General features: G+C 75.4%; 2 protein-coding genes and 1 pseudogene. 2 read left to right on the forward strand and 1 reads right to left on the reverse strand.

Features of this window, described 5'->3' with window-relative positions:
* Positions 1-632 (forward strand): hypothetical protein (locus ABZ885_RS40050; RefSeq protein WP_360199968.1); only part of this gene is annotated, 632 nt, incomplete at its 5' end.
* 45 nt (positions 633-677) lie between these two features.
* Here the strand turns inward: ABZ885_RS40050 and ABZ885_RS40055 are convergent.
* Positions 678-1,583 carry a LysR family transcriptional regulator gene (locus ABZ885_RS40055; RefSeq protein WP_360199969.1) on the reverse strand — a complete coding sequence of 302 codons (906 nt, stop codon included), beginning with the start codon at positions 1,581-1,583 and terminating at the stop codon, positions 678-680.
* A gap of 92 nt (positions 1,584-1,675) precedes the next feature.
* Here ABZ885_RS40055 and ABZ885_RS40060 point away from each other — a divergent pair.
* A pseudogene (locus tag ABZ885_RS40060) lies at positions 1,676-1,996 on the forward strand (hypothetical protein); the annotation flags it as partial.

Genomic DNA, 1,996 nt, shown 5'->3' on the forward strand with positions numbered 1-1,996 from the left:
CGTTCGGCGGCTGGCCCGTCCCGGTGCCGCCCGCGGCCCGCGAACTGCTGGTCCGGCTGGGCGGATTCACCGTGCCGCCGACGGAGTTCACGCTCACCGGCCATCCCCGGCAGACGCGCGACCACGGCCTCCCGCACCCCCACTGGCTGGTGTCCGACGACGGCGCCGGCGGCGTCACCTGGGTCGACATCGAGTCCGACGGCAGCTGGGGCCAGGTGCTGATGCAGTACCGCGAGGGCGGACTCCACGTCGAGGCCGAGTCGCTGGAGACCTGGCTGGACCACCTCGTCGGCACGGCGGAGACCCTCGCCGACGACACCGGCTTCGACGAGGGCGTCCAGCCCTTCACGGACGACTTCTGGGACGCCCTCCACCCGGAGGGCCCCGCCCTGCCGCTGCCCTCCGCCGCCGAACTGCGCTCCCCCGGTCAGGACCCGGTGCTCGCCGGGCTCGTCGCCCGGCTCCCCGACGACGCCCTGGTCGCCGACCTGCGCACCGCCCGGCCCGGCAGCCGCGCCCGCTTCGACCGGGCGCTCGGCCCGTACCGCCTGGAACGGGCCGCCGGCGGGCCCGTCTTCGCCGCCGTCCCCTGGGACTGGGAGCACGACCGCCCCCGGCGGCAGGGCGGCTGAGCACGTCCGGGGGTTCGGGCGGTCGGTCACGGCCTGCGAGAGCGGTCAGCCGCGGGAGGCCGCCACCTCGGCGCGGAGCAGCGCGGCCAGGGCCTCCGCGTAGCGGCCGGGGCGGCGGCGGGGCAGGGCGACGCCGAAGTGGCGGGCGGGGCGCGGGGGTTGGACCGGGACCACCCGGGTTCCGGGCTGTGCGGGTTCGAGCGCGACGTACGGCACCAGGGACACGCCGACGCCGGCGGCGACCAGCGAGCGGGCGAAGAAGTAGTCGGTGGTGGAGCCCGCGACCCGGAGTTCGAAGCCGGCCAGCTCGGCGTACCGGTGCAGGAAGGCCTCGGTCTTCAGGCAGCCCAGCACCCAGCGCTCACCGGCGAGTTCGGCCAGGTCCAGGGCTTCCCGGCCGGCCAGCGGGTGGCCGGCCGGAAGCACCACGGAGAGCGGGTCGTCCATCAGCGGCGTCCAGTCCAGGCCGGAGCGGTCCCCGGGGAGGACGGGCAGCGGGCCGTCGAAGTGGTAGGCGAGCGCGAGGTCGGCGGCGCCCTCCCGGACCATCGGCAGGCTGTCCTCGGGTTCCCTTTCCAGGATGCGCAGTTCGGCCTCGGGGTGGTCGGCGGCGAACCGGGCCAGGACGGCGGGCAGCAGGTGCCGGCCGCCGCTGGTGAAGGTGGCCAGGGTGAGCCGCGGCCGGTCCGCGCCGAGCCGGCCGATCTGCTCCCGGGCGTTGCGGAGTTCGGCGTCGATCGCGCCGGCCGCGTCCACCAGCAGCCGCCCGGCCTCGGTGAGCCGCACGCCGCGGGTGGAGCGCTCCACCACGGTCGTGCCGAGGCCGCGTTCGAGGGCGGCGATCTGCTGCGACACGGCGGAGGGGGTGAGCAGCAGGGCGGTCGCCGCCCGGTTGAAGCTGCCGTGCTCGGCGACCGCCTGGAGCATGGTGAGCCGTCGGACGTCGATCACGGTGGCACTCCCCCTGGTCAACAGTTCTGCTGATGACGCGTTCAGTAAGTCGGTAGTTCTGCTGGTGACGGTACACCGGCAGAGTGAGGGTCATGCGAAACGTCACGGGAAACGTCACGGGAAATCCACTGCGCACCGTCTGCGTCATCGGCGGGAGCCGCTACTTCGGCCTCCGCCTGGTCTCCCTGCTGCGGGAGTCCGGCGCCCGCGTCACCCTGGTCAACCGCGGCTCCACCCCGCCGCCGCCCGGCGTCGACCACGTCGTCGCGGACCGGTCCGACGAGGCCGGGCTGGCCGCCGCGCTCGGCGGGCGGACCTTCGACGCGGTGATCGACCAGGTGCTCTACACCCCCGCCGACGCGGCGGTGGCCCGCCGGGTGTTCGACGGCCGCACCGGGCGGTACGTGATGACC

The organism is Kitasatospora sp. NPDC047058, from assembly GCF_040643935.1.
Classification (GTDB): Bacteria; Actinomycetota; Actinomycetes; order Streptomycetales; family Streptomycetaceae; genus Kitasatospora.